A 26,672-nucleotide genomic window follows, 5' to 3' on the forward strand; every position below is an offset into this window, starting at 1 on the left:
ATGAAAATTAACACTTGAACAGTCAATAGTTTAGTATTTAATAGAATAATATATTAAAACGAAATAATATACTGATTCTGGAAAAGGCTATAGGATTAGTCGTATACTTTTAAAATTAATTATTGATAAACAGTAATTAAATTATTGTTTATCAATAATTTTTGTATTTTTACAACTTAACATTTATTTCTAAAAATGAAAAAAACAAGTATATTTAAAACATTAGTAGATCTACTCTATGTATTGCACTTTTGTGGATTAATAGGTATATTTTTTATATTACCCTCAGGAATAGTAAATATTAATCAAGCCAATCTTAATGTTGAAGATTGGAATGTATGGGAATGGAGTATTGTCGTGCTCAATCTTATAGCCTATTTAATATTTTTAAGAGGATTATTTTTTTTAAGAAAAATGGCAAAATTTTTACTGTCTAAAAAATACTTTTCTAATCAGGTCATCACTAATTTAAAACATTCCGGCTATTATTTTGTGTTTACAGCTATAATGACTTGTTGTATACAAATTCTAATTTTTATGAAGAAGCTTTATTTGGGTAGATTAGAATTTATTTTTGATGCCAATATGTTTATTATTCTTTTTTTATTTACAATTGGTTTATTTTTTATAATTCAGAGTCATACGTTACTTATGGCTAAGCATTTTAAGGAAGAACACGAATTAACGATTTAAGTTATGGCTATACGTATCAATCTTGATGTGATGCTCGCTAGGCGTAAAATGAAGAGTAAGGATTTAGCAAAAGCGATTGGCATAACTACGGCCAATATTTCAATTTTAAGATCGGGTAAAGCAAAAGCTATTAGATTTTCTACATTGGAGGCTATATGTAAAACGTTGGATTGCCAACCAGCAGATATACTTGAATATGTAGACACTGAATAAAGAATGGTTATGAATGTACTAATAATTTAATCAATTGACAACTCAGCAAAAAACAACATCTTATTGGAGCGACTGTAAGGCTTGCAAAGGGCGCGGTAAACAGCGCCGAAAGCTAAGTAAGAAAGCTAAACAGCTATACCAAACAGCATGCCTACACTATGAAGCATCAGGAGGTAAAGGTGTAGCGCCCGAAAAACCTAAAGCCGATTTATATACATGTAAGTCGTGTTCTGGTACGGGTTTAGTAGCATCTAGTTGTTTACCTAAACCCAATATAAGACAGTATCCCAAACTTGCAATTATTGGTGGTGGAATTGGTGGAGTTGCTTTAGCTGTGGCATGTTTGCACCGAGGTATACCTTTTACGCTTTATGAGCGCGACACTTGTTTTAATGCCCGTTCCCAAGGTTATGGTTTAACTTTACAGCAAGCCAGTAAAGCCATTTCTGGTTTTGGAATTTCTAAATTACATGCCGGAGTGGTCTCTACACGGCATGTCGTACATACTACCGATGGAACTGTAATCGGTGAATGGGGAATGCGAAAATGGTTAGATAGAGAACCTCCTGCATCTAAAAAGAATAATATACATATTGCAAGACAAGCTCTACGTTTAGCGCTTTTAAATCAGCTTGGAGAAGCAGATGTTATAAAATGGAACTATCAATTTTTAAATTATAAGACTTTAGAAGGGGAAGGTGTACAACTACACTTTAAAGTAAATGATGACATTGTGCATGACAAAGCAGATTTAGTAGTTGGAGCAGATGGTATTCGTAGCACAGTACGAAAATTACTTTTAGGAGAAAATAAGACCCCATTACGCTATTTGGGTTGTATAGTAATTTTAGGTATTTGTCCGTTACAAGCACTTAAAGGATTAGAATCTCGGCTACTAGATGGAGCTACTGTATTTCAGACTGCTAATGGTAATGAACGTATATATGTGATGCCTTATAACTCCGATACAATTATGTGGCAACTAAGTTTTCCTATGGAAGAAGCAGATGCAATAACATTGAGTAGCAAAGGACCTAAAGCATTAAAATTAGAAGCAATAAAGCGTACACAATGGCACACACCTATACCACAAATTGTTACTGCGACTGTAGCATCTAAAATTTCAGGTTATCCAGTATACGATCGAACTTTGCTTACTTCAGAATTATTAGAGCAGGAAGATCAAGTTACCCTCTTAGGAGATGCGGCTCATCCTATGAGTCCGTTTAAAGGACAGGGAGCAAATCAAGCCTTACTAGATGCCTTGTCTTTGGCGCGTGCAATAACAGCGGGTAGTGGTTTTAAAACAGATTGGAAAACAAAAGGTTTAAGAGCTACTATTTTAAGACCTTTTGAAACAGAAATGTTAACGCGCAGTGCCAAAAAAGTTAAAGATTCTGCTGCTGCCGCTAAATTTTTACATTCAGAAATTGTGCTTCAAGAAGTGAATGCGCCCCGCGGACAAGTATTCACAAAAAAAGGAGATTAATACGAGAAAGTTTCAAGTTTATAGTCATTCGTTTTGTTTCCATTTATTGATATGCAAAGCATGTCTTATGTATAGAAGTTTTAGTATTTTTAACTGAAAATAAGTCTATCAATTCTCAAATATAAGTGATTTAACTATTATGATAAGAACAATGACTGATGCAGATGGATCAAGAGTTCTAGAGATTTATAAAATGGGATTAGATTCTAGAAATGCCACATTCGAAATTAACGTTCCGCTTTGGTCTATTTGGGATACTAAACATTTAGCGCACTCTAGATTTGTTTATGAAAACAATGGTCTTATACTCGGTTGGATTGCATTAACTCCAGTGTCTAGCAGAGAAATATATCAAGGCGTTGCCGAAGTTAGTGTGTATTTAGATCCTTCTGCTTTTAAAAAAGGGATTGGATCTCAATTAATGGATCGTGTGATACAGTCTTCTGAAAGCCATAACATCTGGACTTTATATTCAAGTATTTTTCCTGAAAACAAAGGCACTGTTAAACTACATGAAAAATTTAATTTTAGACTTATTGGATTTAGAGAAAAAATTGCAAAACTGGATGGAGTTTGGAGAAATACATTGTTGCTAGAACGTAGAAGTAAAATTGTAGGAATTGATTAATTATTAAAATGTTAAAAATTAAATGTGTTTTAGTTTATTCAATTTAATATATTGATAATTAGTTGTGTATTGTTTGGGTTATATTATAGTAAGTTACTCAATTAGTTAAGGCCTCAATTAACACCAATTTTTAACAAACAACTTTAACTTTATATACATTAGCAACTTCAGCAATTACAAATTAAGAAGCTGTATTATGGCCTAATTCAGCTGCACATACTATATATTTAAAAGGTGCTAATACCTATAAAATCTTGACTATTTATGATGCTGTAGGTAAAACCATTTTAAATAAAAAGATAGAAGGAGAAGCGGTAGATATATCAAAATTAAATTCTGGTATTTATATTTTTAGGCTCACCGTAGACCATGATTCAATTACTAAACGTATTATAAAAAAATAAAATCATACGCATTTATTAAAAAAGGCAGTAGAAAATTGTTTTCTACTGCCTTTTATTTGTTAAGTTTTAATAACTATTTATTTTTTTCTCAACCAATACTGAGTTCTTCCAAAAAGTGACACACCAAGAAATCCTCTTACTTTCAGTTTATCGGTATTTACTAATTTTAAATAACAACTGTAAACATCGCCAGATTCTGGATCTAGAATAGTACCATCATTATATTCATCGTCATCTTTTTTAATGTCTTCAATAATAACCAAACCTATAATAGGTTTATTTTTTTTATCTCCTTCACATTTTTCGCAAACAGAATCCATATCTCCTACATATTTATCAATAATTTTAGCTGAATACGTATCGTTGGTTTTAGATATTTCTATCAGTGCTTTTTTTTCATTGGTTTTATCGTCATACGTTTCCCACTGACCAATAATGGATTGTGCATTTGTTGTAATACTAATAGTTATTAATAAAAGGGCACATAGTTGTTTCATGTAGTTCATGCTTTTAGTTGGTTTAATGTTATGTAATATTTAAAATTAAGGGTTAAAATATATTAAATTATTAATAAAAGCAATGTTTTGTTGTGAAAACGTGTGAATTTGATGTTGGGAGTGTATGTGTATAGGATATTAAACCATTAAAAAGCTGTAGTGTAATGTTAAAGATTACTTAAAAGCGCAAACCTGATTAAACCTTTATTTAAATTCGTTATCCTATATGTTATAAAAATCTCACTATAATAGAATGAACATCCGAAAATTCATGTTAAGCATCACCATGCTGTGTATTACATTAAGTTGTGTGAGTTTATCTGCGCAAACCACTGCTAAAACCATACCTGTTTATAACTTTGATGAGATAGAACCTTTGCTATATACAGATTCTGATACCATACATATCGTTAATTTTTGGGCTATGTGGTGTGCACCTTGTGTAAAAGAATTACCAATTATTAAGGATTATGAAGCGCAACATCCTAATGTTAAAGTACTATTAGTAAGTATGGATTTTCCAGAAAATATTACATCTGAACTCTTACCTTTTCTTAATGAAAAGAAAATTACTTCTAAAGTGGTAATGTTAGATGATCCAGATGCTAATACTTGGATAGATAAAATAGACCCCAATTGGTCTGGAGCCATACCATTTACCATTATTTTTAATAAAAATAAACGTACGTTTCATGAACGCGCATTTAAAAATTTAGAAGATTTAGAACAAGAGATTAATAACACATTTAATAATTAATAAGAATGAAAACAAAACACATAGCATTTGCAGTCGCTTTTTTATTTAGTAGCGTATTTATTCCTTTTAGTGCTAGTGCACAAGATAGAAAAGGACCACCACCAAGAGGCGGTCACAGCCCTGTGCAAACAGAAACTTTAGAGGAAGCAGGTGGGTATTTAATAGGAGATGTTGCTACAGATTTTGCTTTAAAAAATGTAGATGGTAAGCTATTTTCTTTATCAGATATTAAAAATGCTAAGGGATATATTGTGGTTTTCACCTGTAATGAATGTCCGTTTGCAAAAATGTATGAAGATCGCTTGATTAGTTTGCATAATACTTATGCTTCTAAAGGGTATTCAGTAGTTGCAATTAATCCAAATGTGAGTGCTACTAATGAAAAGGAGAGTTTTGCTGCTATGCAAAAACGTGCTAAAGAAAAAAACTTTCCTTTTGTATATTTAGCAGATGAAGGACAAAAAATATTCCCTCAATACGGAGCATTAAGAACACCTCATGTATTTTTATTAGATCAAGATAAAACCGTACAATATATTGGTACCATAGATGACAATGCACGATCTGCTAATGATGTTAAAGTAAAATATGTTGAAAATGCAATTAAAGCTTTGGAAGAAGGTGCTAAACCCAACCCTAACTTTACAAAAGCTATAGGTTGTCCTGTAAAAGCTATTTAGATTTAATACTAAGTTAAATTAAAAAGCATCCGTTTGGTCATATACTAAACGGATGTTTCTTTTTTAATTTTAGTCTATAATTTTTATACTTAAAATAATAAGATTATAATGTATGAGTGGGTACTATTATTTGAAACAGAACGATTAGATGTAAAATCGTTTAATAAAGAAAGATAGAGCTTTTTTAACAATTTGTTTATAGTTTTTTTTAATTAGATAAATATAATTGTAAAGGATTTAATTATATTAAAATAATTATTAATCAGTATGTTAGTGTTTGGTTTTTTTTTAATTTAATAAAAACTTATAACTGAATATGATTTAATGATTAGACTAAGTAGTACATTTGGCATATCATTTTTAAGCTAAAAAGCTTTTAATAAAAAAATAAAAGATATGAATGCAATATTTACAGATACTAGTTTCCAAAACATAATAAATATAGCAAATCGTTTTGGGATAAGTGTAAATGCGGTTACAGAGCTAACGCATTCACTCATGCTAAGTAATGGGACTATGGCGCAATTTAACATTCCTGAATTAGGAGGTGGAGGTCAATGGATGCAAGGCGGAATGACTATGGTTGGAGATATGTTTAACAATCAGTTAAAATATACTGTAGATGGACTGTGTATGGAATTATCTAATTTAATAAATCAGGGATCTATACAATATAAACCATTGCCTAAAATACAGAATCAAAATGGGACACAGTTTTCTGGAAATTGGTGGGGAGATTTAGGTGTTCCTAATTCTACAGGAAGTCAGAATGGAACAAGTTATGCTATTTTTTATAACATACACCGTTTAGCCATTCAAGACAATGGAAAAGTGACTGTTTTTAACACTCTAGATCACCAAATTGGTGGTGTAGGGCAGCAGCAAGGAGGTCAGTATAATGTTACATTTACAAGTCAATATGGCACTGTAGATTTAAGCACTCTACCAGTTGTTTCTGATGATAATAATCAGCAATCAATACCAACTCACGTTCAAGACGCTCCTCAAAATCAAGCTGATTCTCAGACTCTAGATCCTGAATTTCAAAATGCTTCACAGGGCAGTACTTCAGAATTAGAGGAAGATATTTTTGCTAAAATTGAAAAGTTATCAGGTTTAAGAGACAAAGGTATCCTTACTGAAGACGAATTTAATAGTAAAAAAATAGATTTATTAAATAGATTATAATTAACATGATGTTATAAAAGAATAAAAAAGCGAGGCCATCGAGTCTCGCTTTTTTATTTGTATTACATATTCGATTTTATAAGAGGTTTAAAGTAATTAATTGGCATTTCTAACCAAACACACATAGTTTGTAATACGTTCTTCGTTTTGCACAGCAGGTCCATCTTTTATTTTAGTATCAAAACGAAGGCACCAGTACCATGTATATCTTCTCCATCGTGATCTACAGCATATCCAAAAGCGACATAATCTGCAAAATATAATCCGCTAACACGTTCAGTACCTGCAGAAGTACTACTCCAAAAATACGTATAAACTTTATGTCTAGTCTTATTTGTGTTTCAGTATATTTAATTTCTGTAACATTATTCCTAATTGTTACGCAATCATTTGTCTAAATTAAACTGTAACATTTCTTAAAAATAAAATTTAATAAAAATAAGTAATTAAAATTTGAAGCCAATTTTATTAGTGCAACTTACATTAGCGGTATAAAAAAAGCTCATAAGTTTTAAATTTATGAGCTTTTAAAAACTAATATGGTGTATTAATTAATCTTTGTCTAAACGGATAAATTCACCTTCTAAATCAAATTCTAACTCATACCCATTATTCAATTCTACTTGTTGGTAATTGGTTTCTAATTCCCAATCTGTAATTACATTATTAGGGTAATTTGTAGTAACATATTCTAAAATTAACTCAGGAATTACAGAATCTGGCAATTGTGAAGTACCGTCTATTTCTGTAACTTCAAAATCACTATTAAATTCTAATTCTACATTTAAATCCAATAGAATATCGTAAGTAATTTTACTGTTTTCAGTTTCCTTTTCTGCTCTAGTAATGGTAGATGTGTCGAAATGAGTTGATACATAGGTGGTGATTTCTGTAGGAATATCATCGTCTGTTAATAAAACTTCATTTGAATTTCCGTCATCATCACTACTACAAGCTGTAAAAAATGTTAAACCAGCTAGAAATGATAAAACTGTTGTCTTTGTTACTGTTTTCATAGAAATTTTGTGTCTTTTAATTAAAAATTAATCTGATAAAAAATAAGCTAGTATTGCTATACTTATTTTAAAAATTCAGATGTCTGGGTATTACTTTTTTTCTTTATGTACACAAATATGGTATGTAAATCTGGAAAGAATTTGGAATTTAATTTATAGCAATTTAATTTTTAAATTGTATAGAAAAATGATGTTCATTTTGAATAAACTGGTAACTTAATTGATACTTATAGAGATCGCAAATAGCACTACAGACGGCGAGACCTAAACCAGTACTTTTGCTTTTAGATTCGTTTTTAGTAAATCTATTGAATATAGATGTAGCATCTAGAGGTGTAGTTTGCCCCGTGTTTATAAGCGTTAATTTTTGATGCGCTATTAAAATGATAATTCTACCCTGTTCTATGTTATGAAAAATGGCATTTTTAATTAAGTTAGAGATTAGAATATCTGCTAAAGCACTATTTATATTAACATATAAATTAGTAGCTTCTTCTATTTTTATTTCAATGTGCTTATACTCTGTATATTCAATAAATTGATTGCAGAACGTATGAACGCAGTTGTTTATAGAGACATTGTCCTGCTTTAAAAATTGTTTGTTTTCAATTTTTGTAAGTAATAATAGTGTTTTATTTAGTTTTTTCAGGCGGTCTGCCATACTTATAACTTCTGTAATAGTTTGTGCATCATCATTATTTAAATGGTCAGATTCTAACAACAATTCCAGTTTGTTAATGATAATTGCTATAGGTGTTTGCAGCTCATGAGATGCATTTTCTGTAAACTCTTTTTGAGCTATAAATGCTTTAGTGGTGTGTGCAATTAAGGTATTGGTTGCATCCTGTAATTGGATAAATTCTTTGGTTTGTGTCGTTACATTAATAGGGGTGTTTTGCGTACTTAATTTGTAGTTTTTTAGTTTGTTAAGTATGTCGTAAAACGGATGCCACACTTTTCTCAATACCATATTATTAATAATAAATATGCTGCATATAAGTATGATAAATAGCCAAAGTAAACTGTAAAACGCATCTTCAATTAAATCGTCTTCTTCAATTAAAGACGAAATAACTTTTAAGTGATAAAATTGATTTTTATGTTTAAATGTAGAGTGTAATATACGTACAGGTTCTAAATCATCCTCATTGTGGCGATACATTAAGGTGTCTTTATAAACATCTTTTTTATAGCCTATATTTGGATTTTTTATGGGGTGAATTTCAAAGTTATTTCCTCCAAATTCATGCTGTGCAAGTAAAGTAGAGTCTGTTTGTACTTTTAAATAAATTAGAAGTTTATTATTCTCTAAACCATCATCAATACTATCTCTGATTTCATCTTTAATATTAATATAAAATACTATAGACCATACTCCAATAATAAGGAAGAAAGCCACAGAAAGATAAGTTAAAGATTGGTTAAGCAGTTTCATTTTTCTATTAATTTGTAACCAATACCATACACGGTTTCAATACAGATTTTGGCATTAGCATCTTCTAATTTTTTTCTTAAATTTTTTATTTGATAATATATAAAATCAAAGTTATCTGCTTGATCTATATGGTCTCCCCAAACATATTCTGCCAATGCAGATTTTGTAATTAAACGGTTTTTATTTAATGAGAAATAATTAAGAATATCAAATTCTTTTCGATTTAAATGAACCATTTCAGAGTTTATTTCTAAGGTGCGTTCTAGCACATCTATTGTACAATTTCCAATTTGTACTTGTGTGGATCCATTAAAATTTTTTCGACGTAATACAGCTGTAATTCGTGCTGTAAGTTCAGCAATATGAAAGGGTTTTGTTAAGTAATCGTCTGCTCCTAAAGTGAGTCCATTTATTTTATCGTCTAATGAGTTTTTGGCCGAAATGATAATCACATTTTCAGACTTTCCAAGTTGTTTTAAGTGTTTTAATAGATGTAAGCCATTTCCTTTAGGTAGCATTATATCTAAAAGAATACAATCGTATTGATACATCGATATTTTATCGAAAGCAGTCGTGTAATCGTTAGCTGTCTCTACTGTGTAGTGCTCCTTAATAAGCGATTTTTTTATCGTGTCTTGTAACTCTGTTTCGTCTTCAACAATTAAAATCTTCATTTTACAAAAGTAATATTGAAATTTGAAACGTATTGGTTATGGAGAGATTATTTATTTGACTTAATTAAAAAAAGTAAGCTTTTATTTTTAGGAGCACGTAAAACTTCTTGTATAGAGATAATATTTAAAGGAAACTCTAGTAGTACATGTAAAAAACTAAGAAAATACAACGCTATTAAGCCCGTATTAAAATCGTAAATGCAGAGTGATACAGCGCAAATCCATATTGCTAGAATTATGATGGCATTTTTTTTTGTGATAGATTTTCGCCACCCAATAATTGATGTTTTAGAAAACCAATTTAAATAATGATAGGTATAAGCAAAAGATACAAAAATCTGAATTCTAATTCCAATTTCCGATAAAGTTACATAAGTACCGTCTTTAAAGTTATTTAACACTTTGGCTATAAAAGCAAAGATGCCATTCATGTTTAAACTATTAATATTATCGAAAGTCGTTTTGGAAGGTGTATAATAGGTATAATTAAATGGAATGAAAGCAATAATAAATGGCACACAAAGTAATGTTAAACCTAAATAGATGCCTAATGTACTTTTAGCTTTTATGGCACCATATATTATAAAGAAAAATGTGAATATGTAAACATGTATAAGTGTAGGTAAAAAAGCACCAATTAAAAAGAAAGGCTTAGGTATGTAAGTAATAGTTAAAAAAGTTACTAAGGTTATAACTATTAAAGCTAGTGCTAGATGTTTATTGCGTTTTAAAAATATTAAGCTAAGAGCAAACAAAAAACCAATAATTAAGAATATTTTGGTTTGTTTTCCTAATATAATAAGGGCTTGTTCTAAGGCGGGATTAAGGGTAATATTACTAAATTGAACTATAGGTGCTATAGCGATACATAGGGATAATATAATAAAGACGTATACCCAATTTTTATGTGCACTGAAAAAGTAATTTTTTTCTCTTAGCCATGTAATTTCTGTTAAGTAATGCAAAGGTCCTAAGATTGCATAGGAAAACAAAAACAACTCAAAAGGGATTATAATGGCAATGAGCAAAGACATAACGATGAGTAAAATATTAAGAGTATCTATATGCCTTGTGTTCATAAATTAAAGTGTATGGTCTAATGTAAGTTGAACTGTATGTTATTATGTTATGTCATTATTAATTTTATTTTTTTCTATAACTAATTTAGAGAGTGCCCCTGGATATCCGCGTTCTTCAGCCAATTGTTTTGCTAGAAGATCAATATCTTGTGTATTGATGCTGTCAAGTAATGCATTGGTTTTAATGTGGTTAGTGATTTTTGTAACAATACCTTCATCCTCAATATTATCAATGATTTGATTGGCGACTGTTAGGGCAGAAGAAGCTTTAATAATTTCACTTCTCGCATAGCATTTACTAGGGAAACGTACTTCGCCTACACGTAAACTGGGATCGTCTCCAGAGATTTGCTGGGCTCCATACATTGGTGGTCCTCCTACGGTTGCGGTGGTAAATGATGGGATATATTTTCCAACAAATTCTATTGCATTTTCTGTTCTAATTTTAATTTCATTTGCATCCCAATCGTGTTGTAATTTTTGAGTAATTCCATCGTTAAATTCAGGTTGCACCATATCTGCTTTAGATTGTACTAATCCGTTTTTAAACAGCGTGATATTCTCTGTCATACCATGAATTTGATAATATGAATCACAATAAGGCGTTAATTGAGCCATACCATGAGGTGTTCCACGTTCACCATGAAAAATAAGCTCAGGAATCAAACCCGGAATGGGGTGCCATTTAGAGACATAAGCGGCTTTAAATTCTATTAAACGTTCGGAGTTAATATGTAAAGATTCATCAATAGTGCCTGTTTTAAATCCGCTTGAGTTAACCAGATATTTCACATTATATACTGCATCTGCTGTACAAATTTCCCAATTATGTTCCAGATTTAAAGTTCTTACATCTTTAATGTCTGTAACAAATGTATTGGTTTTTAAATTACAATGTTCTGATTTATTTAAAGCCAATTGAGCTTGAGCAGCTAATCTAAATAAATTCCAACCATATTCTTGGACTAAGATTACAGGTGTTTTAAGTTGTTTATAATCTACTAATTTAATGGCATTAGTCATCCATTGGTCTGCAGTGATTGGGCGTTTAACTGTAGGCAGATCTACTAAGGTATTTAAGTCGGTTTTAGAATATATTTTATAGTAATCCTTTGGGTCACCTAAAATTTTATTTTTAGGATCTTCTTGAATGAGAGATTTGTAGTAATCTACCAGCATATCCAGACGGCTTTGTATATTTTCTACGGTATACTTTTCTGTTTTAGGAATACTAATAAACGTTGGCCTTTCATCTATAGATTGTGGAAATAGCCTAGCCATCTCTATAGACTGCTTCATGAGTAAACGGCATTGCTCATCAGATATATCTGGATAGAGATTTCCGCCAGCATGTAAATGACAAAACGGTGGGCCGTTAACCACACTTTGTTCTTGCTCAAACAAAATATTATTTATGCCATATTTAGCTAATTCAAGTGCTATTACAACACCAGAAACACCACCACCTATAATACCAACATTGTAAATTTTACTCATATTAAAATAGATCTTGTAAGTCTGCAAATTGATTTGCTACCACTGTAGGATTGTAATCTGCAATATTTTCGTTATAGTTATAACCATAACTTACACCAATACTATCCATTTTTGCATGTTGTGCCGCTAAAATATCATTTTTAGAGTCTCCAACCATTACACTTTTAGCAACAGTGGTTTGCATGGTTTCAACTAAATGTAAAAGTGGTAAAGCATCAGGTTTTTTCTTAGGTAAAGAATCTTCTCCAACCCAAGTTTTAAAATAATCTTTAATTCCTAGAGTCTCTAGTATGGGAGCTATAAATCCATACGGTTTATTGGTACAAATCACTAAAGTATAGCCTTTGCTTTTTAAATACTTTAAAGTCTCTAAAACTCCTGGATACATGAAAGTGTCTTTACAAGTTTCCGCTTTGTAGGCAGAAAAATAGACGTTAAAGGCTTCCTCTAAAAATGTATCAGATAAATCGGTATCAGGCATAGCACGTATTATAGCGCGTTTTACTAACGGCTTTGCGCCATTTCCTATAAAAGGTGTTACATCTTCAATAGTTAATGGAGGTGCATTATAGTGTGCTAACATTTTATTAATAGCCAAAGTTAAATCTGGAATACTATTAATTAATGTACCATCAAAATCAAATATAATAAGGTCTTTATCTTTGAAATTCACCATGCTTGTTTTTTATAACAAATATGGGGAAGTTTTAATAAAATTGAGCCTATTTAAGACCCCAACCGGACTTTCGCTTTAAGTTTTTAGATTATTATAATTTATGGTATAAATAAATAATAATTTCTCATTAATTAGATTAAATAGGTGAAATATTATATTGTTTTAATCTCTACTTTTTGATTTACCTAGTAACCTTAAAATTTCTAGATAAAGCCAAATTAGAGTTACCATTAACCCAAATGCGGCATACCATTCCATGTATTTTGGAGCTTTTAATTCAGCTCCTTTCTCTATAAAATCGAAATCTACTACTAAATTTAAGGCTGCAATAATAACAACAAATAAAGAAAATAGAATGCCACTTATAGAATTATCGTGTATAAATGGAAGGTTAAACCCAAAGAAACTTCCAAATACAGAGATAATATAATACAGCGCTATTCCTGATGTTGCAGAAGCTATAACAAGTTTGAAGTTCTCTGTTGCTTTAATAATACCTAGTTTGTAAATAGTTAGCAAACTAAAGAGTATGCCAAAAGTTAATAGTATAGCTTGTATAACTATACCAGGAAATCTTTCTTCCATTAAGGCAGATAATCCACCAATGGCTAAGCCTTGTAATGCACAATATATAGGAGCAAGGTAAGGAGCTAAAGTTTTTTTGTAAATTATAATTACAGCTACTCCAAATGCTGCTAATGAGCCCGTTAGTATATAGGGTTGGATACGACCTAAATCTAAATTTTCTTGATACATATTCCAAGTCACCATAGCGGCAGCGAGTACAATTATACCTAATAAGGCCGTTTTGTTAACGGTACCATTAATAGTCATAACAGATTCTATATGTGCAGGATTTAAGGTTTTAGCTTTTGTGAAAATTTCAGCTTTTAAAGCAGGGTTTTTAGATTTAAAAAGGGCCATTTTATGTAATCTCAGGTTAAATTTGTTATATAATAAATTGTGGCTTGCTAAGTGGGGGTATAATTACATTAGGAAACCTGTTTAGATTTATTTTTAGAGATGGTTATCTAGGTATAACCGTTTATTTGGTTCTGTATTTTTAGTTTACAATAAATTCAACGTATATGCATTTAAAGATTCTAATTTTTTAGCGATCAAAACATTCCATTTTTGTTGTGCATCTTTGATTGTAGAATGTTTAGTTTCTGTATCGTATAATTTTTGAAAATTTATATAGTCTTGGAATAATGTTTTATGAATCCGTCTATAATCCGTTTCTAAAACAGTCCCAGAACGTTGTTTTACTAAATGGATTTCTTGCCTCATTTTTCTAGCAAACAGTTCAGCAATGTCAAAATGTAATTGTTCATGGTCTAAAATGTAATTACTGTCTGTATTTATCCAGGACAGTTTTTTATAAAATTTAGCTAAAACCTGATATTGATATTTCCCGTTGTTATACGTATACGGAATTATAATAATATTAGCACCTGTTAAGGCTTTGCCAGAAGCCTTAGATTTTGTTTTACCTAGAAAATCTGATGTTTTTAATTTTCTATTAGCTGTCCAAATAATACCATCTTCCGTTTCTAATTGTATGGGTTTAACATGTTGTGCCTGCACAGACATTGTAAAACCTATATAGGTAATTATAATGTAAAGTGCGTGTATAAAGCGGTATTTCATACAAAATTGATACAGCGTGTTTTATAGTGGTAGATTCTTAAAATTATAATCTATCAATTAATGTTTTAGGTAATATTTTTTCCAAAATTATTTTTTGGCTTTTTTCTATCACTAAAAATTTCCAATCTGTTTTTCCATTTTCAGATATGGCATAAGCATCTTTAACAGCATTTATATTATAAACACCTGTTTCTGTATTATAAGATACATTTTCTGCGCCAAATGTTTGTTCGAAAGAAGCTTTAGTTAAGCTTAGTCTATTGTTTTCTTGCGTTTCAGTTTCTTCAGCTGAGCTATTAATTTTAATATTCATCTCACTAGAATAAGAAAGAATTGCATAATGTTTAGAATCAATTTTTTCAGCATCTGCTACCGATATTATTTTGGGGTTAATAATCTCAAATTCCATGGATGGATTATTAAAAGTTTGCTCCATAATTGTAATTAATTGTGTTTTTGGGATGATTTCAAAAAATTCTGGAGTGATATATTCCATAGATTTTTCAAAATCCATATTAACAATTGAGTTCAAATAATCATTAAATTCAGATTCAATATTCTTTTTATAGTCTTGTGCAAATCCAACGGTGCAGAAGCTTAAAAATAAAACGGTAAGGATGCTGTTTTTAAAAGTCATAGTACATTTTTTTGTTTTGTATTGCTAAAATACCGAATACAAAACTTTTAAAATGGAAATTGTAAAAATAATGATTGAAAATTTGAAAATTCAGATTGTTAAGTGAAGTCGTAAAATCATTAAATATAAAAACTCATTATACCTAATTATTGCATTTTAATTCTATATAATGAGTTTTTTATCCTTTTAAAAATTAATTACTTACATACAACCTAGCCTCCCAAGGTTGTAGTTTGATTGTTTGTGAATCTATAGTTTGCAATTCTTCTGTGAGGTTACTTATTACTAAATTATAACCTTTGTATTGTTTATTAATTTTAAAATCTACTGTAGATCTGGACATATTTAAAACGACTAAGTAAGTTTTGTTTTTCCCCGTTCTTGTATATGCAAAAATTTCAGGATGATTTATTGCGATATCATTATAGTCTCCATATATTAAATTGTCGTTATTTTTTCGGATATCGAGTATTTTACGATAAAAATGAAAAATAGAATTTGAATCTGAAAGATTATGTTCTACATTAATTGCTTTAAAATTAGGGTTGATCCCAAGCCAAGTTGTGTTTCCAGAAGTGAAACCAGCTTGTTTTTGATCTGACCATTGCATAGGAGTACGTGCATGATCTCTAGCCATTTTATTTAAATCTTCTAAATAGGATTCTGGACTTTCTCCATTGGCTATAATTTTGTCGTAATTACCTTTAATTTCTACATCATCAAATTGATCAAAAGACGTAAACGGATAATTAGTCATCCCAATTTCATCTCCTTGATATAGAAATGCAGTACCTCGCTGAGTTAATAATAACATGGCTAATAATTTTGCAGATGGGATTCTATATTCAGGAGTATCGTCTCCAAACTTACTTACAGCCCTTGGATTATCATGATTAGATAGAAAAAAAGTGGGCCAATTGTGGTAGCTAACATCACTTTGAGTTTTTACAAGTTTTTTAAATTCCGGTAAAGTCCAATCATTTTGTTTAAAGTTGTCTCTACCCACGCGCACGGCATCAAACCAAAAAGCGAGATCAATTTCATTATTACGCTCATCAGTAATTTCCAATGTTTTTTCTGCGTTTCCCCCATAAGCTTCACCCACAGTCATGACATCATAATTAGAGAGCACTTCTTTATTCATCTCTTTTAAAAATTCATTTAATCTTGGACCGTATGCGTATGTATATTCTGGATGTTTTAATCCTTCAACATCCATATCTTTAAAGTCTGTAGGTTTAGAAATAAGAGCGATAACATCCATTCTAAAACCATCTACACCTTTATCTAGCCAAAATCTCATGAGATCATATACTTCAGCTCTTAGTTTAGGGTTTTCCCAATTTAAATCAGGTTGTTTTTTAGCAAAGTAATGTAAATAATATTCGCCATCTGGACCTGCTTTTTCCCAAGCTGAACCACCAAAGAATGAAGTCCAATTGTTTGGTGGATTACCTTCTTTTCCCGGTTTCCAAATGTAATAATCCCTATATGGACTCTCTTTTGATGCCATACTTTCTTGAAACCATTTATGCTCATCACTTGAGTGATTAATCACTAAATCTATAATAAGTTTTATTCCACGTTCATGTAAACCATTTAGTAAAGTGTCAAAGTCTTCTATTGTGCCAAATTCTTTCATTACTTTTCGATAATCTCGAATATCATAACCATTATCGGCATTTGGAGAATCAAAATGTGGACTTAGCCATACGACATCTATTCCCAATGCCTCCAGATAATCCAATTTTGAAATAATGCCAGGAATATCTCCGATACCATCTCCATCTGAATCTTTAAATGAACGTGGATAAATTTGATATACGACTGCTTCCTTCCACCATTCTTTTTTTATAGTTTGAGTGGTCTCATTTTTTAAATTTGAGTGTTCTTTTTCGTTGTTTTGTTTACATCCTGTAATAAGAAAAAGCACACTAAGAATTAAAATTTTAAATTTCATATTTATTGTTTTTTTGCTGTACATGTATGTTTAGTTATTTTATAATAAACTTTAAAATTCGTTGTAAAACGAATTATGTTATCGAGCACATTTTGTGATTAATATATAATTAGCCCTATACTATGTATGTTTTATATCTTTAAAAATACAATTATTTTTCTATTTTAAACGTTTTACGTTCTAATCCAACACCTTTTATTGTTAACGATTTCCAGTGTTTAGGAAGTATTGGGTTTTTCTGAATAATGCCTTGATCTGTAAATTCTAAACCTCCAAAACCAAAAATTATACTTTGTAACAATCCCCCAGCACCAGTAGCAAAGTAAGATCTATTAGATGTAGTTGTTTCTGATAATGCTCCAAAAGGAGGTCGCATATTTGGTATGTAACTGTCTTTAAATAATCTATAAGCATTATCAACATCACCTAGTCTAGCATATATAATTGAAAAAATAGACTTTCCCATAGCAGGACCATTTTTTGATAATTTTGGTTCGTAATAAATTAAATCTTTTAATACATTTTCTTTATCTCTAACAATATTTAAAGGGTAGGAAAGTAGATTAGCATCTGCTTGTTTAATTATTTCACCTTTATATTTTTCATGTTCTTTAGTCGTACCATCTGTAAGTTTCAAGATTTTTATATGCTCAGAGACTAATTTCCATTTAGGGTTAGGTGTTATACCAATCTCAAGGGCTGCTTTAGTAGCGTATTCTAAAGCTGTGATAGCAGCACCATTAGTAAAAGCATTATCATTTACATTTGGTGCATATTCATTAGCGCCAACAACATTGTTTATAGAATAACTCCCATCATTATTTGCTTTAACTCGGCTAATCCAAAAATCTGCAATTTCTTTAAGTACTGGAAATCCTTTATCGGTTAGCCATTTTTTATCTTTAGTCACGCGATAATAATTCCAGAAAGCAATACCTATATCTGCTGTAATGTGATGCTCAAAAGGTCCAGTAAGTGCAAATGGAGGTGTAGCTTCTTCGCCTGTGTCATCACTTTCCCAAGGAAACATTGCACCTTTATAGCCATAGTTTATAGCTCTTTCTTTAGCTGCTTGTAAGCGATCAAATCTATAATTAACTAATGAACGTGCAATGTCTTGATTTAGCATAAGAAGCGGAGGAAACATCCAAAGTTCTGTATCCCAAAAAATATGTCCATTATAAGGAACTTGTAATGAAAGTCCCATGGGAGCAATACTTAAATCAGAATCTCCACGGCTAAAAGCGTACAAATGATATAATGCCAAGCGTGCATCTAGTTGAGACTGTAAATCTCCTTCAATTATGATATCTCCTTGCCATAACTCATGCCATAGCGATTTATGCTGATCTAAAAGAACATCTTTAGGTGTTAGTAAATTATAAATTACCATTCTCTCTGATTCTGATTTGGGATCAGAAAAATTTTTACTTGTACATTCTGCACCTGTCCATGAAAAATTTAAGCTTTCATTTTTACTTATGGTCGTATTAAAAGATAAAGTGTTTTCATAATCTGATACAACATTATGGGTTAATTTAGGACGTAAGTTCTCATTTGTAGAATTTATATGATGCCAAATAAAAGTCCCGGAAGTACTTACATAATGCTTGTTGTGAGGGCTCATTGCTTTATTTTGCAATACTGGCATTGTAATGTCATTATCCTTTATAATTTCAAAAGTATTTTCGGGAGTTTTAAATGTATTGGGTGTTAATATTTTACCGGTGACTTTTATATTGATATTTGATTTTGCTTGCACATTAAAATCTATATATGCCGAGTATTGCAAATTACGAAGTGCATACATTGTATAACTAATTTTAGCTTTGTTATTGTACTCAAAACTAGTAGTAAGCGCTGCATTTTTCATATCTAGGGTTTGCGACCAATTGGTTATATTTTTTTCAGATACTTTTTCATCATCAATGTACATCTCTAGATTTCCAAAATTCATGCCATGAAGAATTTGACTTACTTTATGTTTTGGATCTATATCATACACGTTATTTAATACAATATGTTTAATTTCAAAAGGTTTTGGAGAAGATAATAAACCAATTCTACCGTTAGCTATAGATATTCCTGTATAATCAGAATTTTCTGTAGCAGTTATATGCCATCCATCGTTTTGGGCACTGCCGTAAAAGACAAAGAAAAGGAGTATAAATTTGAGTAATTTTTTCATGTAATAGGTGTTGTTTAATTATTAAATTTTAAAGCTTTTAGTTGTTAATTTTGAATTGATATGATCTAAATTGAATTATAAATGTAGTATTAGTAATATATTTATCTATAATTAATCATTATTTTAACATTAGATAATATAAGGTCTTACTTGTATTGTTATATGTAATGTGCTCAATTATAGATTGCTAATGAGAATTATGAGTTTTAATTTAATTGCACGAGTGTTCTGAATAAAAAAAGGGCTTATTCAAATTAAGAATAAGCCCCAAGAGTTACTGTTTATAGATTAAGACACTTAATGAACTAATTTTAATTCATCTCGTTTTGCTTCATCTGCAATACTTTTTTGATTCCAATACGGTTCTAATAAACTAGATTTTAATGTGGCAGTGGTTATTAAGCCATCGCCATCATCTTCTGTCCATTTCATAATTTTATAGGGAAATTTATTCTCGACATCAAGGGTTATTGTTCTGTCTAATTCTGCATAACGTATTGTATATTGTATGGTGTCCTCGGTTAATGTTTTACTAATATTAGCTTTGGCAGCAGCCATATTTTTGTGTGAAAAACGGCTATGAATTGTAGACGGAATTAATGTTATATCTCCAGTAGCTAATGTTCCATTTTGTATACGAATTCGTGTCATTAAATCTTCTTCAAGCAATGCCACGTCAATATCTTGAGTCTCATCTCCTTCAGATTCAAAATAAGAGAAGTGTTTAAAATTATAAGTCGCTCCGTTTAAATTTAATTGCGTAAATGTTTGTCCGCACCATTCCTGAATACTTGTTGTAGATTTTAATGTGTAAGGATGTGCTTTATAGTCGATTGGAGTAAAAGTTGACGTCAGAATTGAGTAATCGTATATTCCGGTTGTAAATTTACGGACTTGGTTTAGTTTCATTACTGTAATCTTATCGTCGCCTGCATCATTTGGGCGGTCTAATTTTACGTGTTTGCTTAACGAAAAAGGCTCTGTAACAAATATTAATACGATTTCTCCTTCACGAATTTTTCCATATTTAGACTGTTTTAATTCGTAGCTACTTAACTCAGCTTTCCCACCATACCAATACGATTTAAAATCTGTTGGTTTTGGAGTTTCATTAGCAGGTTTAGCTTGTGATGTTGTTGTGGTAACACGCTCTACAGGTGTTTGTTGCTCTTGTTTAGACTGACAAGAAATTATAATAAAGAGACTGAAGACTAGGCATATAAATGTTTTCATAAGATAAAGGTTTTAAATATTTAAACTAGTACGTGCTTTGCTTACTAGTTATAAATGTAGACGTAATTTTAAAACGGTTATTACAAAAATAAGTATATGTTATAACGTAATAGGCTTTAATATAGGTTTTTATCGCTATATTTTTTTAAATTATATTAGCCTTTTTTATAACGGGATGTTTCTTTAGCTATAAAAAAATCGATTTCAGATTGCTGTAATTTAGCTTTTGGTATATTTATAGCAAAGGGACGAGCTTCATTAAGTATAAGCCAAATGCTGTCTTTTTTAAGATCTATTTGCTTTACCCAATTCCAGTTTTTTGTTTCTACGAGATCTTTATTTGTATATTTTATTATAATCTCTTCTTGAGTAAATGTTACTAAAGCATCAAAATGAAACTGTTTCTGCATCGTTTTAGCACTATAAAATTGTAAGGGCCATAGTATAAGCATAACGATTAGAAAATATATTGCGGCAGATACTACTGGGTGCGTGCCATACATAGGTAAAATAATACCCATAATGCCTGTTAAAATTATATATCTCCAAACAGATTTTTTTAAAAAGAAATAAATTTTGGCTCTTATAATAGTATTAAAATCTAAGACTAATCTGTGTTCACTCCTCATAATTTTTTATAAAATTGAACGGGTTACAATTTTGTATAAGATACTTTAGAAATTTGATGTTTAATTGTTTTGATATACATCAAGAGAAAAGTATAGATGTTTCTAGCTCTAATAGCAGTAACATCTTAATATGTATCAAAGCTATTAATAATATCTTTTAGCTTTAATTTAAGATCTTCTCCAGTATCAAATATCATTTGCTCATTACTTGGAAAAGCCATGGGTCTATTTCGTAGCAGTTCAAGCTCTGCTTTGGTAAGTGCTCGCTCGTCTTTTTGATCGTATCTATTTTTTCTATAGTATTCTGCGTAAATGTTTTCAAAAATAAAACCACTATCTATGGGGAAATTTTCAATAATTTGTTTTGTTTTTAAATCGGTGTATACCACATTTGCTAAAATGTGAGCCTCTTTACTTTGTACAGTTTCTATATACCTGTAATTAATATCTATAATTTTATCTTCTTTAATAAAATTTCCTAGACTATCTTTTACAGGGTTACCTTTTCGGTCTGTTTTATACGTTGTACCATCTATAATTTTTCGTTCTCTAAAAATTTCACGCTGATTGATACGTTCTGGAGAAACATTAATTTGTTTTAAATTAAGTTGCATCGCATAATCGTAATTTACATTTTGCACTTTTTGTGCATGATATACGCTCCATTGTTTATCTAATCCATAGGTGTCAAAATTTAATAAATCCTGTTGTAATCGAGATGGTATAATTTGGCGGGTTTGATTGTTTATTGTAACTAATATAAAATCTATACCACGTCGCTCTGCATCGTTAATAAGCTGATATGTGTTTTTGTAATTAGGTGAAATTTCGTTTAAATACACCAAATTATCGTAGGCCATACGAATGTCTGATTTATTTTTAGAAGCGAGTAATTTCACACTACTAGTATATATGTAACTAGAGAGATTATTTTTTGCAGCAAGTGTTAATGCATTATAATCTTTAAAGTTAAAAGCGACGTTTTTCCCATTAATTTGTAAAGGTAATAGCGGTCTAATGGCTTCTTGTCTAGAATTTAAAGTGGTATATAAATCAAAAATTTCTTGAAAATGTACAGGATTACCATCCATTTTTAAATAGTTAATCCGATTTAAATCTCTTGCTTCTCCTTTAGTAAAAGCATCTTCAAGCATTACAATAAATTCTTGTTTACTCTTTTTGTCTTTATTGTTTTTAAGCTTATCTACCGCTGTAGTAATAGCATAATCGTAATCTCCTGAATACACTGCTTTTTCAACTTGTTTTGCAGTATTACACGCCAGAAAATTATACGCTAAACATAATATAAGTAAAGTTTTTTTCATAGTCTTAGAAATGTAATGATATCAATTACATGTCAATAGTAACGCCAAAAAAACAATTTTTTAATTAATTGGAATAGTGTTTTTTCTTGATATGTTTTATTTAAGGTGTAGTTAGTTGTAAATTAGGTTTTTACTTTTTATGGTGTGATGAAGGTTTCGTCGCTTAAAGTATTTAAAAATGAAATTAAATTGTTTTTTTCTGTTTCTGTAAGCGGAATGCGATTATTGTTTGCTTTTAAAATAGGGTCTAAGTTGTCGGCATCTAAAACACCTGCATCTAAATAATCTAATACTTCCTTAAGTGTTTTAAACTGACCGAAACTTCCATAAGGCGCAGTGTAAGCAATGTTACGTAAAGAGGGAACACGAAAACTCATATAATCGTCTGTTTGTAAAGTTACTCGAGCACGACCACCTTCTTCAGAATCTGGATTTAGAGGAAAACCAATGTTTCTAAAACTTTGATCTGTAAATAATTCTGTACTATGGCAACTTATACATTTGTCTTGAAATACGGCATAGCCTGCAGCTTCATCTGCTGTAAATGTTTCACCTTCATTGCGTTTTATCTTATCATATTTACTATTTGCAGAGATTAAGGTATACTCGTATTGAGCAATACTATTGTAAATATTATCGGCAGTAATACCTTCACCATTAAACGCTTTGTTAAACAGTTCTTCATAAGTGCCATCGGCTTCGAGTTTGGCTATAACTTCTAAAATAGACGAGTCCATTTCTTCATAAGTTATAATTGGTACTAGCGGTTGTTTTTCTAATTGAAGTTTACTTCCATCCCAATTGTAAAAATTCATAAAAGCCATATTTTGTATAGGTGGAGGATTACGAAGTCCAATTCTACTTTCAATACCTATTGCTTTCTCGTTATGATCTGCAAAAGCATGTTCTTGCATATGGCAGTTTGCACAAGATATAGTATTATCTGTACTAAGCTTTTTTTCATGAAATAGTTTTTCTCCCAATGCTACACCATAGGTTGTTGGGACATTGGTGTAAACTGCGCTGTTAAATTCGGGGAACCCAAATGGAATATTAAGAGTAATTTCTGGATTTATATAAGAAACAGGTTCAGATTGGTCCTCACTACATCCAGATAAGATTAAGAGTAAAGCAATATTTCTTATAATGAGTTTCATGTTTATAAAGGCGTATGAGTATAAAAAAAGAGTCGGTTAGAGGTTTGTACTTAACCGACTCCGAATTATATGTTTTTAGTTTTCTACTTCAATAATAGAGAACATTCCTGTAAGGTCTGTACTACCATTACCGCCAATATTATCTACAAATTTTTCCATTTCTGTAGCTGTATGTGCGCTTGGTGTAGCATTATTTGTAATATCGTCTGTAGTTACTAGTGTAATGGTATAACTGTTACCGCTTAATAAATAATCAAAATCAGCTTCAATTTTAATTGTTGGTCCGTTACTTCCAACAATAGCTGTAGTTGGTAAGTCTAGTGTAATATCTCTATAAGCATCTACACCTTGTGTATAGCTACCTTCTTCACCTTCTACAGTGCTACCAGAATGGAACGATAGCTCTTTGTTATCGGCATCGTAAAAACCTTCAATTTTAGTAAAACGATATCCGGTTCCCCATTCCCAATGCATTTGAGTGTCGTTAGCTCCAGCAGTTGCATAAAATTCAGGGAAACTAACTTGGTCTAAAGTATTTAAATCAGATCTTACACCTAATCCAAACTTTATTTGGCTGTACTCATCTGTAGGAATATCACTTAATATATACTGTAATGTTTCTTCTTTAGATTGATCTATAACAGTTGCTCCAGTATCCAGATTGTTGGTGTTATATGGAATTTCTGTTCCATCTGTTTTAATTAAACGAATGTTACTAATAACATATTTTAATTCTTCAAAATGATGTTCTTGACCTGCGTCTGAAGTGTTCACAGTGGCTTCTGTAGAAGTCGCATCTCCTAACACTATTGTAGTTCCAGAAAATGTATTTGTAAATTCTAAAGTAACTTCGTTTGCCACAGGCATATCATCGTCACTACAAGAAACTAAAGCTAATAACGCTAAAGCAGATAGGGCATAAATTTTTAGATTTTTCATTTTTTTGATTTAATAGTTGATTGTAATTTTGAGTTGTTTTTTATAAATTAATTTTTAAAGATGTAAATATATTACGTCCCATTCTTGGAATGTTTCCCCAATCTGCATACGTACTGTAGTAAGTATCAAATACATTTTCTGCACCAACTTGTAAGATTGTTTTATTGTTTTTAATGTAAAACGTATAATCAGCAGAGACATTCCAATTGGTGTAAGACGAGGTTTCGTCTTCACCATATTCTGGACTGTAATCTATTTGTTTTAAATCGCCATTAAGGGATGTTGAGATTCCGACTTTCTGATATGAAAAATGTAAAGCCGTTTGGTAACTTAGTGGACGAATAAATGGTAAATTGTTTTTGTTTTCGTCTAAACCTCTTGCATATGTTACTGTGCCTTTCCAATGCAAATTTTGTAAAATACTATAATCTGCACTTAACGAAAAATTGAATAATGTAGCATGATCTAAAGAGGTGTAGCCTTTTACACCAACCGATTGGTAGTTCATGGGGCTTCCTGAACTTAAAATGCGACCAATAATATAATTTTTGATATAGAAATAGTTTACTTTGGCTTGAATACTTCCTTTTGTATGGGAAAAACCAGCACTAGCATTACCTTCATAAGAGATTTCATTTTCTAAATCGGGATCGCCAATATAATCGTATCTATCAAAACTATTGTATATGTAGTAGCCATACCCTTCGGAAACAGAAGGTGCTCTATGACCATAACCACCACCAACAGATGCATTAAATCCGTCAATATTTAATTGATAGCCTGCATACAGATTTGGTAAAAAGCGGGTCTTTTCTTGAGAAGCACCTGGATGAAAAATGCGATTAAATTCTATGTATTTAGAATAATTATAATTTACTCCTAAAGTACCGCCAAAATTTAAGGTACTGCGGTCTGAGATATCCCAAGCATTACTCGTAGATAATCCAGCATAACGTGTGGTAACCCATGGCCAACTGTAAGCAAACATGGTTGTTTCGCTATAATCTTGCGGGTACATTCGCATTTCTGCAATAGCTAAATTATCGTAGGCATTTAATTGTATTTCTGAAGCGTAATTGTTATGTTTTATATTAATTTTAGACACCAAACCATATGTGGTACTCCAACCAGGCATATCCATATGCACCAAGTTTTCTGGGCGGGTAGTATCGTCCATATAATGTTCTATAGTATTAAAGTAGACTTTTGTATCCCAGACTTTAATGAGTTTGTTTTCAAAAAATTGCTTGTAAGCTACAGATGTAATTAATGCTCTAGATAGTGATAAATCCATTGGTAACGCAGGATACCCTACATCTTCAGCCTTATCAAAAATGGCATCTACTCGTACAGATGATAAATCGCTTGTTTTATAGGCTATGCCTAAAGACGTATTGAATTTTGTAAACTGAGAATGTAAGACTTCATTACCATTTCCATCGGTATAATTTCCAGCATCTCTAAACGATATGCTTCCATCTGCAACCAGTTTATTACTCGTAAATGCTACATTTCCTAGGTTAAAAAACTGATTGTTATTAAATTCATAACCAGCTTGATACGCTCCGCTCCAGTTTTTATCAGGTGTAAATGCAGAACTTTTTCGTTTTAAATCAATACTTCCTGCTACAGTTGCGCCATGTAAACTGCCTTCTTGTCCAGATTTAATATCAATTTCAGATAGATTATTACTTTCTATATAAGATGTTACTGGATCCATTTTATCTGTACAAGCACCAAACACATGCATACCATCTATAGTAACTGTAGAGCGTTCTGTACTCATGTTATTTAATAAGGGTTCCCATGCATAAGCACCACGTTTTATAAAACTAATGTTGTCAGACGAGGCTAAGAATTCATCTACAGTAACAGCCATTTTCATAGCGGTTTCTATTTTGTTTTTCTTTGCAGCAATTACCAGAACTTCATCTAAAACCACATCTGAACTGTCCCTAACAATGGGGGTGTTTTGTGCATTAGCTATACTTCCTAATATTAGTAAAATTAATGTAAGTTGTTTCATTG

25 protein-coding genes and 1 pseudogene are annotated in these 26,672 nt (G+C 31.0%); 8 read left to right on the top strand and 18 right to left on the bottom strand.

Annotated elements, in window-relative coordinates; translation table 11 throughout:
* Positions 1-195 precede the first annotated feature (195 nt).
* The 5 genes and pseudogenes from FNB79_RS11455 to FNB79_RS11475 form a co-directional block, all read left to right on the top strand.
* Complete coding sequence (locus FNB79_RS11455; RefSeq protein WP_143381439.1) at positions 196-693, top strand: DUF2975 domain-containing protein; 498 nt, start codon at positions 196-198, stop codon at positions 691-693.
* A gap of 3 nt (positions 694-696) precedes the next feature.
* The gene (locus tag FNB79_RS11460; protein WP_143381440.1) at positions 697-906 is read left to right on the top strand and encodes a helix-turn-helix domain-containing protein; all 210 of its coding nucleotides are present in this window, start codon (positions 697-699) and stop codon (positions 904-906) included.
* Between the two features lie 34 nt (positions 907-940).
* Positions 941-2,395, top strand: coding sequence for an FAD-dependent monooxygenase (locus tag FNB79_RS11465; protein WP_143381441.1), 1,455 nt, complete (start codon positions 941-943; stop codon positions 2,393-2,395).
* A gap of 139 nt (positions 2,396-2,534) precedes the next feature.
* The gene (locus FNB79_RS11470; protein ID WP_143381442.1) at positions 2,535-3,023 is read left to right on the top strand and encodes a GNAT family N-acetyltransferase; all 489 of its coding nucleotides are present in this window, start codon (positions 2,535-2,537) and stop codon (positions 3,021-3,023) included.
* 206 nt (positions 3,024-3,229) lie between these two features.
* Positions 3,230-3,427, top strand: a pseudogene (locus tag FNB79_RS11475) (T9SS type A sorting domain-containing protein); the annotation flags it as partial.
* 77 nt (positions 3,428-3,504) lie between these two features.
* Here the strand turns inward: FNB79_RS11475 and FNB79_RS11480 are convergent.
* Positions 3,505-3,924 (bottom strand): DUF2147 domain-containing protein, encoded by a 420-nt coding sequence (locus FNB79_RS11480; RefSeq protein WP_143381444.1) that lies wholly within the window; start codon positions 3,922-3,924, stop codon positions 3,505-3,507.
* A gap of 253 nt (positions 3,925-4,177) precedes the next feature.
* Between FNB79_RS11480 and FNB79_RS11485 the strand changes: the two genes are divergently transcribed.
* The 3 genes from FNB79_RS11485 (at position 4,178) to FNB79_RS11495 (ending at position 6,549) form a co-directional block, all read left to right on the top strand.
* Complete coding sequence (locus FNB79_RS11485) at positions 4,178-4,681, top strand: TlpA family protein disulfide reductase (RefSeq protein ID WP_143381445.1); 504 nt, start codon at positions 4,178-4,180, stop codon at positions 4,679-4,681.
* A gap of 5 nt (positions 4,682-4,686) precedes the next feature.
* Positions 4,687-5,361 (top strand): thioredoxin family protein, encoded by a 675-nt coding sequence (locus FNB79_RS11490; protein ID WP_143381446.1) that lies wholly within the window; start codon positions 4,687-4,689, stop codon positions 5,359-5,361.
* A gap of 396 nt (positions 5,362-5,757) precedes the next feature.
* Entirely contained in the window at positions 5,758-6,549 is a 792-nt protein-coding gene (locus FNB79_RS11495; protein ID WP_143381447.1) for an SHOCT domain-containing protein, read from the top strand.
* Positions 6,550-7,100: 551 nt separating this feature from the next.
* Here the strand turns inward: FNB79_RS11495 and FNB79_RS11500 are convergent.
* The 17 genes from FNB79_RS11500 to FNB79_RS11580 form a co-directional block, all read right to left on the bottom strand.
* Entirely contained in the window at positions 7,101-7,565 is a 465-nt protein-coding gene (locus FNB79_RS11500; RefSeq protein ID WP_143381448.1) for a PepSY-like domain-containing protein, read from the bottom strand.
* Between the two features lie 163 nt (positions 7,566-7,728).
* The gene (locus FNB79_RS11505; RefSeq protein WP_143381449.1) at positions 7,729-9,000 is read right to left on the bottom strand and encodes a sensor histidine kinase; all 1,272 of its coding nucleotides are present in this window, start codon (positions 8,998-9,000) and stop codon (positions 7,729-7,731) included.
* Positions 8,997-9,674: a response regulator transcription factor gene (locus FNB79_RS11510; protein ID WP_143381450.1), complete on the bottom strand. Its 678-nt coding sequence runs from the start codon at positions 9,672-9,674 to the stop codon at positions 8,997-8,999. The genes FNB79_RS11505 and FNB79_RS11510 overlap by 4 nt, the downstream gene beginning before the upstream one ends.
* 47 nt (positions 9,675-9,721) lie before the next feature.
* A complete protein-coding gene (locus tag FNB79_RS11515) occupies positions 9,722-10,708 on the bottom strand; it encodes a hypothetical protein (protein ID WP_143381451.1) in 987 nt (328 codons plus the stop codon).
* An 87-nt stretch (positions 10,709-10,795) separates the two neighbouring features.
* Positions 10,796-12,250 (bottom strand): FAD-dependent oxidoreductase, encoded by a 1,455-nt coding sequence (locus FNB79_RS11520; RefSeq protein ID WP_143381452.1) that lies wholly within the window; start codon positions 12,248-12,250, stop codon positions 10,796-10,798.
* A 1-nt stretch (position 12,251) separates the two neighbouring features.
* The gene (locus tag FNB79_RS11525; RefSeq protein ID WP_221932580.1) at positions 12,252-12,926 is read right to left on the bottom strand and encodes a phosphoglycolate phosphatase; all 675 of its coding nucleotides are present in this window, start codon (positions 12,924-12,926) and stop codon (positions 12,252-12,254) included.
* Positions 12,927-13,088: 162 nt separating this feature from the next.
* Positions 13,089-13,850: a Bax inhibitor-1/YccA family protein gene (locus FNB79_RS11530; RefSeq protein WP_143381453.1), complete on the bottom strand. Its 762-nt coding sequence runs from the start codon at positions 13,848-13,850 to the stop codon at positions 13,089-13,091.
* Positions 13,851-13,994: 144 nt separating this feature from the next.
* Entirely contained in the window at positions 13,995-14,576 is a 582-nt protein-coding gene (locus FNB79_RS11535; protein WP_143381454.1) for a DUF922 domain-containing protein, read from the bottom strand.
* Between the two features lie 43 nt (positions 14,577-14,619).
* Positions 14,620-15,213, bottom strand: a complete 594-nt coding sequence (locus tag FNB79_RS11540) for a hypothetical protein (protein WP_143381455.1) — start codon at positions 15,211-15,213, stop codon at positions 14,620-14,622.
* A 193-nt stretch (positions 15,214-15,406) separates the two neighbouring features.
* Positions 15,407-17,173 (bottom strand): glycoside hydrolase family 13 protein, encoded by a 1,767-nt coding sequence (locus FNB79_RS11545; RefSeq protein ID WP_246073269.1) that lies wholly within the window; start codon positions 17,171-17,173, stop codon positions 15,407-15,409.
* A gap of 151 nt (positions 17,174-17,324) precedes the next feature.
* Positions 17,325-19,361, bottom strand: a complete 2,037-nt coding sequence (locus FNB79_RS11550; protein ID WP_143381456.1) for a glycoside hydrolase family 65 protein — start codon at positions 19,359-19,361, stop codon at positions 17,325-17,327.
* Positions 19,362-19,658: 297 nt separating this feature from the next.
* On the bottom strand, positions 19,659-20,594 hold the full coding sequence (locus tag FNB79_RS11555; protein ID WP_143381457.1) for a hypothetical protein: 936 nt from the start codon (positions 20,592-20,594) through the stop codon (positions 19,659-19,661).
* A 155-nt stretch (positions 20,595-20,749) separates the two neighbouring features.
* The gene (locus FNB79_RS11560) at positions 20,750-21,223 is read right to left on the bottom strand and encodes a hypothetical protein (protein ID WP_143381458.1); all 474 of its coding nucleotides are present in this window, start codon (positions 21,221-21,223) and stop codon (positions 20,750-20,752) included.
* A 125-nt stretch (positions 21,224-21,348) separates the two neighbouring features.
* Complete coding sequence (locus FNB79_RS11565; RefSeq protein ID WP_143381459.1) at positions 21,349-22,548, bottom strand: hypothetical protein; 1,200 nt, start codon at positions 22,546-22,548, stop codon at positions 21,349-21,351.
* Between the two features lie 137 nt (positions 22,549-22,685).
* Positions 22,686-23,705, bottom strand: a complete 1,020-nt coding sequence (locus tag FNB79_RS11570) for a cytochrome-c peroxidase (RefSeq protein WP_143381460.1) — start codon at positions 23,703-23,705, stop codon at positions 22,686-22,688.
* Between the two features lie 75 nt (positions 23,706-23,780).
* Positions 23,781-24,644: an MbnP family protein gene (locus FNB79_RS11575; RefSeq protein WP_143381461.1), complete on the bottom strand. Its 864-nt coding sequence runs from the start codon at positions 24,642-24,644 to the stop codon at positions 23,781-23,783.
* A 40-nt stretch (positions 24,645-24,684) separates the two neighbouring features.
* The gene (locus FNB79_RS11580) at positions 24,685-26,670 is read right to left on the bottom strand and encodes a TonB-dependent receptor plug domain-containing protein (protein WP_143381462.1); all 1,986 of its coding nucleotides are present in this window, start codon (positions 26,668-26,670) and stop codon (positions 24,685-24,687) included.
* Positions 26,671-26,672: the final 2 nt, after the last annotated feature.

This window comes from Formosa sediminum, assembly GCF_007197735.1.
GTDB lineage: Bacteria > Bacteroidota > Bacteroidia > Flavobacteriales > Flavobacteriaceae > Formosa > Formosa sediminum.